The sequence below is a fragment of the uncultured Actinomyces sp. genome (assembly GCF_963526355.1).
Taxonomy (GTDB): Bacteria; Actinomycetota; Actinomycetes; order Actinomycetales; family Actinomycetaceae; genus Actinomyces.
In genome coordinates this window covers 1-7,780 of sequence record NZ_CAUROW010000087.1, presented here as the reverse complement: position 1 = coordinate 7,780, position 7,780 = coordinate 1, and the positions used below count along the sequence as shown (strand labels likewise).

Below are 7,780 nucleotides of genomic sequence, written 5' to 3'. Positions count from 1 at the left end.
CCGGCGCAGATGCTCGCCTACCAGCTGGGGTGGATGGACCTGCTGCTGGGCTGGGAGCGGGACGAGCGAGCGGGGTGCGAGGTGGTCACGCCCGCACCCGGCTACCGGTGGAACCGGCTCGGCGACCTCTACAGCACCTTCTACGAGCGATGGCACGACGCCTCGCTGCCCCAGCTTCAGGAGGCCTTTCGGGAGAGGGTCGACGGCGTTGTCGCCCTCGTGGCATCGCTGAGCCAGGAAGAGCTCTTCGACTCCGGACAGCGGGCGTGGGCCTCCTCGACACCGTCGGCCTGGCCGGTGGCCAGGTGGGTGCACATCAACACGGTGGCGCCCTTCACCTCCTTCCGCACCAAGATCCGCGCCTGGAAGCGCGGTTGAGCACTTCCGCCACTCATCCGGAAAGGACTCAGAGACGGGGTTGCCCCGGGCGATCGGCCCGGGGCAACCCCGTCTCTGTCCGGATCAGGTCGGCTCAGGAGGCCTTGGGGTAGGCCTTCTGGACGGCGTCGAGCATCTCGAGGGCGGAGTAGTAGTCCAGCCGGAAGGACGAGGGCGGCATGTACTGCACCTTGCCTCCGGTCACCGGGGCGGCCGAGCTGAAGGTCTCGTTGCTGGTGACGGCGGTCTTGGCGGTCTCATCGGCGGCGATGACCACCCAGTTCTCACCGGTCAGCCCCGCCTGGACGTTCTCCGGCGAGAGCTGGATGATGTCCTTGCGCTCGCCCATGGACTGGTCGCCCTTGACGTCGTCGGGGACGGTGGCGATGGTGAAGCCCAGGTCCTTGAGGAGCTGGACCTGCGGGGCCTCGTCGGTGAAGGCGTTGGCGCCCTTGGTGCCGTCCCCGGGGACGGTGAAGACCGAGGTCGACCCCTGCGGGACCGAGATGGCGCTCTTGGCCTTCTCCGCCCTGGTGGTGTAGTCCTTGACGACGGAGTCGGCCTTGGCCTGGCGTCCGGTGGCCTGCCCCAGGGTCTTGGTCACGTCCTGCCAGGAGTGCGAGCCGTAGTCGATAACGAGGACGGGGACCTCGAGCTGGCGCAGGCTGTCGACCACCTTGACAGCCGAGTCCTGCCCGGTCTTAGCGACGATGATGAGGTCGGGGTTGTCACCGGCGACCGTCTGGGCGAGGTTGTCCTCGGTGCCGTCGATGGCCTTGACGCCCTTGTCGGTGGCCTGCTTGGACCACTGGGTGAAGAAGCCGTTGGCGTCGGTCTTCTCGTCCTTCTTCTTGGCCGGCGTCGAGGCGACCACCGGGGCATCGATGGCCAGGAGCGATCCGGTCAGCGTCACGGAGGTGGACACGATGCTCTTGGGCTCGGACGTGAGCGTGACGTCGACGCCGTCGTCCCCCTTGATGGTGACCGGCCAGGTGGCCTCGGCGGAGGCTCCGGCCGAGGCGGCCTCCGAGGCCCCCGCGGAGCCTGCGGCGGTCGAGGCGGAGGTCGAGTTGTTGGAGGAGCCGCAGGCCGCCAGTCCGGTGCTCAGCACCATGGCGGCAACGGCGACGAGGCCTTGCCTCAGGCGGCGGGCGCGACGCGTGGATGCGTTCATCTGTCTGTGTTCCTTTCTTATCCGTCCTTCTGGGAGCGAGCAGTCGGGCTGGTGCCTGCCGAGGCGGACTCGGCAGAGGGCTGTGGGTCGGGGCCTGCCGGCGTGACCGCGCCCAGGTGGCGGGGAACCACCATAGGGGTGCCGGCCACCGGGTCGGGAGCGATGACGGCCGCCAGTCCGAAGACCTCCTCGATGAGGTCCTCGGTGAGGATCCTGCGCGGAGAGCCGGTGACACGGACCCGGCCGTCGTGCATGACGATCATGTGCTCGGCGCAGCGCGCGGCCTGGTTGAGGTCGTGCAGGACGGCCACCACCGTGCGCCCGTCGGCGTCGAGGCGACGGCACAGCTGGAGGATGTCGACCTGGTGGGCCAGGTCGAGGAAGGTGGTGGGCTCGTCCAGGAGGATCGTCTCGGTGCCCTGGGCCAGGGCCAGGGCGATCCACACGCGTTGGCGCTGGCCACCACTGAGCTCGTCGACGGGGCGGGCGGCCAGCTCGGTGACCCCCACCATCTCCATGGCCTCCTCGACGGCCCGCCTGTCCTGCCGCGACCACTGGCGGAACAGGCCCTGGTGGGGGAAGCGACCGCGGGCCACGAGGTCGCGTACCAGCATGCCGCCCGGCACGACGGCGCTCTGGGGCAGCAGGCCGACCCGGCGGGCCACCTCCTTGGTGCCCAGACGGGCGATGTCGGCGCCGTCGAGGAGAACCGCGCCCCGAGCGGGCCGGTGCAGGCGGGCCAGGGCGCGCAGCAGCGTGGACTTTCCGCAAGCGTTGGGGCCCACGATGGCGGTGAAGACGCCGGCGGGGATGTCGACGTCGAGGTCACGGGAGACCACGTGGCGCTCGTAGGCGATGGTCGCGCCCCGGGCGGCCAGTCGGGCCTCGGAGGTGTCCGGCCCGGCGCCGGCGTTCCGCTCGGAGAGGGGCAGGTCGGTCACAGGGATCTCCTTCCGCGCGCTGCCACGGTCAGCGCCACCATGAGGTAGAGGCCGCCGACGGCGTTGGTCACCACACTCACGGGCATCGATTCGAGCACCAGCTGGCTGAGCAGGTCGGCACCCGCCAGCAAGAGGCCGCCCGTCAAACCGGAGACCAGCAGCGGGGGCTGCGGGGCGCCGGTGAGGAGCCGGGCCAGGTGGGGCGCCACGAGGGCCACGAATCCGATGGGACCGGCCGCCATCGTCACTACGGCCACCAGCACAGTTCCCAGCAGGATGAGGACGGCGCTGACACGGCGGGCGGGGCTGCCCAGGATGGTGGCCACCTGCTCCCCCAGGGACAGGACCCGCAGGTGGCGGGCGGCCAGCAGGGTGAGGGCCACGGTGACGCCGATGGCCAGGCAGGTCGAGGCGACCACCGGCCATCGGGCGGCCCCGAGGGTGCCGGTGATGGCCTTGAGGGCCCCCAGACCCTCGTCGTCGTCGACCCGAACCAGCAGCCAGCGGTTGATGGAGACGAGCATCGAGCTGATGGCGATCCCCACGAGGATGAAGCGCAGGCCGGTGAATCCGCCGCGCAGGGAGACCAGGTAGGTCACCACCCCTACAGCTGCCCCGCCGGCGAAGGACGCCAGGGAGGTGGACAGCATGGATCCGGGCAGGAGCAGGACGCTGACCAGGATCCCGGTCTGCGCTCCCGTGCTGAAGCCGATGAGGTCGGGCGAGCCCAGGGGGTTACGGGTGATGGTCTGGAAGACGGCGCCGGCCACGCCCAGGGCCAGGCCCGCCACGAGTCCCAGCAGGATCCGGGGCAGCTTCCACGTGACGATGACGACCTGGACGATCCTGCGCCCCCGCCCCTGGAGCGCATCGAGGACCTCCTGAGTGGAGACGGTGAACTTTCCAAGGCGCAGGGCGGCGACGGCCACCGCGAGGCCGAGCGCTATCAGGACGAGGCCGACGAGGACGTGGCGGGGGCTGATGAGCACCGACCAGCGGCCGACGACGATCCACAGGCGTCCGGCGTCTGTCCCCACGTGAAGGCTTCGGCGCGGGCCGGTGGCCACGGGACGCACCGGGGCGGCGGTACGGTTCAGTCCGTTTCCCCTCACGAGGCCCGGTCCTTCAGCCGCAGGACCATGAGCAGCAGGACGGGCGAGCCGACGAAGGCCGTCAGCAGACCGACCTGCATCTCGCCGGGGCGGGCCAGGACGCGGCCCAGGACGTCGGCGGCCAGGACGACGACGGGGCCGCCCAGTGCGCACAGAGCCACGATCCAGCCCCGGTGGGGTCCCATGAGCCAGGAGGCCGTCAGAGGCGCCATGAGCCCGACGAACCCGACGGGGCCGGCCACCGTGGTGGCGGTGGCGCACAGGAGCGTAATGACCGCCAGGCTCAGTCCCCGCACGAGGCCGACCCGGGTGCCCAGGGAGGCGGCGACGTCATCGCCCAGGGCGATGTTGTCCAGGGAGCCGGCCAGGAGGAGGGCAGCACTGGTCCCCAGGGCCACGAGGATCGTCATGGCTGTCAGGGGGATGTCGGCGCGGGTCAGGGAGCCGACCTCCCAGTCGATGAAGGTGCGGAACAGGTTCGGCATCGTCAGCACGACGCCGCGGATGACCGCCCCGGCGAAGGCCGAGAAGGCCACGCCGATGAGCACCAGACGCACCGGTGAGGAGGTCGAGCCGCCGATCATCCCGATGACCTGGACGAGCGCGGTGGCGGTCAGGGCGCCGCCGGCCGCCAGGAGCAGCTGGCCGGGGACCGGGAGCACGCCGAGCGCAGCGGTACCCAGGACGATCCCCAACGAGGCGCCGGCATTGACGCCGAGCAGCCCGGGCTCGGCCAGAGGGTTGCGGGTGACAGCCTGCATGACCGCGCCGGCCACCGCGAGGGCGGCCCCCACGAGCACGCCGATGATGCTGCGCTCAACGCGCAGGACGTTGATGTTGTAGGAGACGTTGGAGGCGTCGGGGTGGAGCAGGTAGTGGGCGACCTGGTCGGCGGGGACCCTGGAGGAGCCGACGAACAGGGAGGTCAGGATGCACAGAGCCAACAGAACGGCCGCAGCCAGGAGGATGACGGGCCGGCGAGCGACCGAGCCGCCATCGCGCGTCGCAGTGCCCTGCGGCCGGGGACGGCTCCTGCCACTGAGAACGCCCACCAGCATCGCTTCTCCCAACACACCGCAATTTACGAAAGCAAGTCTAACTTAAAGAGGTGGCGACCACCTGTCAAACATAGATTGACCTGTCGATTTGATAATTGAATCGGCGAGCGGCACCATCCCACCCGACCTCCCGCCGGCCCATCGAGACCTTTGCTCCAGCTTCAAGCACGCGCTGCGCAACCGCAGGACCTGCGGCCGCCCACCTCCGAGACTCATGGCGCCGAGGGCCTCACCATGCGCCGGCGCAGCAGAACGAGCGCCTTGACCAGGCCGACCGCCACCGACACCATGATCGCCCCGACGACCACCGCATGGAGGTCGGGGGCATAGGCCCGGACGGCGAACCACGCCCTCCCCGCGACGTAGGGCAGGCAGAACAGCATCAGCGGGAAGGCGATGTGCAGGAGGAGGAAGGAGACGACCCGCAGCGCCCGTCGGTGCCGCCCTCCGCTCAAGGTGTGGCCGCCCGATCCGCTTCGCCACCAGCGCGGCAGCATGAGAGCGGGCGCGAGCGCCACGAGAGCGACGGCCAGCAGGACCGCGTCGAAAAGGACGTGCCCCCGCACGTAGCGCGATGCGCTCAGGACGGGGGCCGTGCCGGGACGCCCCGTCAGATGGGCCACAAGCCCCTCACTGATCGAGGAGTACATCCCATCGGCGACGAAGAAGTCATTGGCATTGATGAGCATGACCGCCGCAACCCCGCGTTCGGGGAGGACGAGCATGGTGGAGGCATAGTTCTCGACCAGGCCGTCGTGCGACTTGAGCGGTTCGGAGCCGGGCGCCTCGGCATCGTTCCAGCCCATGCCGTAGGAGGCACCGCCCCCGGTCGGAGCAGTTCCTGTGAGCATCGTGTCAATACCCGCCCGGGAGATGATCCCCTCTCCGCCCCGCAGGTACATCTGCAGGTAGCGCCCCATGTCGGCTGCGCTGGAGATGATGTAGCCGGCAGGCACCTCACCCCAGCCGGCCTGGCCGGGATACTCCGATTCCTCGGAGACGAAGACACCGAACCAGTTGCGGTGACCGGGAACGAGACCACCGGCCTTCGCGGCCTCCAGGGAGGTGTAGGTGTCCTTCATGCCCAACGGATCGAGAATATGGACCCGCAGGTAGTCCTCATAGGTGCTGCCCGAGGCCGCGGCCACGATCTCACCGAGCAGCTGGTAACCGACGTTGGAGTACTCGTAACCGCCCTGCTCCCCCAGACCGGAGAGCTCGTTGCGGCGTTGGTCGGCACCCAATCCGCCGGTGTGGGTGAGCAGTCGTCGAGCGGTGATCCGGTCACCGACCTCGACGTCGGGCAAGTAGGTGGAGACGGGTGCGTCGAGGTCGACCCTCCCGGCCTCGACCAACTGCATGATCGCCAGGGCCGTGAAGGACTTGGATGTCGAACCGATGATCTGGGGACGGTGCACACCCGGATGGTCGCCGTACGCGCTCTCCAGGAGCGTGCCGTCCTTGTCCACGATCACGAGTGCGGCCCCCGGGACATGGGTCTTGGCCACCTCCCGGCCGACATAGGAGTCGACGGCGCTCAGGGCCGGGTCGTCGACGGCCCGAGCCGAGACGGGGGAGGCGCTCGCCGACGTCGGCACCAGCGACAGCGAGATCAGCACCAGCAGAGCGCCAGCGACGGGCCCCAGCCACGACAGCAGGGAACGCAGCAGGTGAGGGCGCCTCGCGCGACGACGCGCACGAGAGCGGGCAGCGATCATGGTCCCCATCGTAGAACTCGCGACCAGCAGCAGCCACCGACCGCGAGCGGGGATGCAGAACGATCCACCTCCGGGTGGAGGCGAGGAGCCGGCCCTCCTCCCCAAGACGGAGGAAGACAGCGCGACCAGCGCAGAAAGACCCTTCTCTCGGAGTATACTGCGAGCATATACACTCAACGTATAGTCGCGGCCATGGAATCCAGACTCACTCTTCTTGGCCTGCTCAGTGCCGGGCCGGGTCACGGCTACGATCTCAAGCACTCCTGGGACCACTGGTTCGCCACCTCCAAGCCGTTGGCCTTCGGCCAGGTCTATGCCACCCTCGCCCGCCTCGTGCGCGACGGGCTCATCACCCAGATCGAGGCCGATCCCGGCGGCGGTCCGGAGCGCAAGCGCTACAAGATCACGTCATCCGGCCGTCAGGCCGTCGAGCAGTGGCTGCTGACCCCCGTCCCCCCGGCCGGCGACGTCCAGGCCGATATCTTCGCCAAGACCATCATCGCCCTCATGCTCGACGACGACGCCGAGCACCTCCTCGACCTCCAGCGCGCCGAGCACATGGCGCGGATGCGCGAGCTGACCCGGCTCAAGCAGGACGGCGACCTGCGCACGGTGCTGCTGGCCGACCACGCGCTGTTCCACATCGAGGCCGACCTGCGCTGGATGGAGACCACCACGGCCCGCCTGGGCGAACTGAGGGCGGAGGTCCGCTCATGAGCACCGCAGCCAGCACCTCCACCAGCAACACCACCCACGCATCCACCGACGTCGACCCCACGGTCCGAGCGCGCGCGGCACAGCGCCCGGGCGAGGTCATCATGCGCACCCAGGGCCTGGAGATGAGCTTCGGGCAGACTCACGCGCTGCGCGGCGTCGACCTGGACCTTTCGGCCGGAGAGGTCCTGGCCGTCACCGGACCGTCGGGCTCAGGCAAGTCCACCCTTCTGCACGTCATGGCCGGCGTGCTCGTGCCCGACGCCGGCAGCGTCAGCTACCACGGCGGCGGTGCGGCCGGGGGCATCGAGGCAAGCGCCTCCGGCGAGACCACTGTGGACATCGCGGCACTCGACGAGGCCGCCCGCAGCCGCCTGCGCCTGAGCGAGTTCGGCTTCATCTTCCAGTTCGGCCAGCTCCTGCCGGACCTGACCGCCCTGGACAACGTCACCATCCCCCTGCTCCTGGCCGGGAGCCCGCGCAGGAAGGCACTGACCCAGGCCCACGAGGCCCTGGAAGAGCTGGGACTGAGCGAGCACATGGACAAGCGGCCCGGCCAGCTCTCGGGCGGACAGGCCCAGCGGGCCGCCGTTGCACGGGCGCTGGTGACCAACCCGCGCATCCTCTTCGCCGACGAGCCCACCGGCTCCCTGGACTCCCTGGCCGCCGAGCGGACCATGGAGGT

At 69.8% G+C, this 7,780-nt stretch carries 8 protein-coding genes; 3 read left to right on the top strand and 5 right to left on the bottom strand.

Features of this window, described 5'->3' with window-relative positions; all coding sequences use genetic code 11:
- Positions 1–378: ClbS/DfsB family four-helix bundle protein (locus RWR81_RS11405; protein WP_314457868.1), on the top strand; the 378-nt coding region annotated here is incomplete at its 5' end.
- A gap of 94 nt (positions 379–472) precedes the next feature.
- Here the strand turns inward: RWR81_RS11405 and fepB are convergent.
- From fepB to RWR81_RS11380, 5 genes are all read right to left on the bottom strand, one after another.
- The gene (fepB, locus tag RWR81_RS11400) at positions 473–1,552 is read right to left on the bottom strand and encodes a Fe2+-enterobactin ABC transporter substrate-binding protein (protein ID WP_314457866.1); all 1,080 of its coding nucleotides are present in this window, start codon (positions 1,550–1,552) and stop codon (positions 473–475) included.
- A gap of 17 nt (positions 1,553–1,569) precedes the next feature.
- Positions 1,570–2,493 (bottom strand): ABC transporter ATP-binding protein, encoded by a 924-nt coding sequence (locus RWR81_RS11395; protein ID WP_314457864.1) that lies wholly within the window; start codon positions 2,491–2,493, stop codon positions 1,570–1,572.
- On the bottom strand, positions 2,490–3,605 hold the full coding sequence (locus RWR81_RS11390; RefSeq protein ID WP_314457863.1) for an iron chelate uptake ABC transporter family permease subunit: 1,116 nt from the start codon (positions 3,603–3,605) through the stop codon (positions 2,490–2,492). Before RWR81_RS11390 ends, RWR81_RS11395 begins: the two co-directional genes overlap by 4 nt.
- Complete coding sequence (locus RWR81_RS11385; RefSeq protein ID WP_314457862.1) at positions 3,602–4,663, bottom strand: iron chelate uptake ABC transporter family permease subunit; 1,062 nt, start codon at positions 4,661–4,663, stop codon at positions 3,602–3,604. Before RWR81_RS11385 ends, RWR81_RS11390 begins: the two co-directional genes overlap by 4 nt.
- 212 nt (positions 4,664–4,875) lie before the next feature.
- The gene (locus RWR81_RS11380) at positions 4,876–6,381 is read right to left on the bottom strand and encodes a serine hydrolase domain-containing protein (protein ID WP_314457861.1); all 1,506 of its coding nucleotides are present in this window, start codon (positions 6,379–6,381) and stop codon (positions 4,876–4,878) included.
- 192 nt (positions 6,382–6,573) lie between these two features.
- On the opposite strand from RWR81_RS11380, the gene RWR81_RS11375 reads away from it, so the two are divergent.
- On the top strand, positions 6,574–7,098 hold the full coding sequence (locus RWR81_RS11375; RefSeq protein ID WP_314457859.1) for a PadR family transcriptional regulator: 525 nt from the start codon (positions 6,574–6,576) through the stop codon (positions 7,096–7,098).
- Positions 7,095–7,780, top strand: a 686-nt coding sequence (locus RWR81_RS11370) for an ABC transporter ATP-binding protein (protein WP_399498432.1), incomplete at its 3' end; no start/stop codon positions are given. The genes RWR81_RS11375 and RWR81_RS11370, both read left to right, overlap by 4 nt.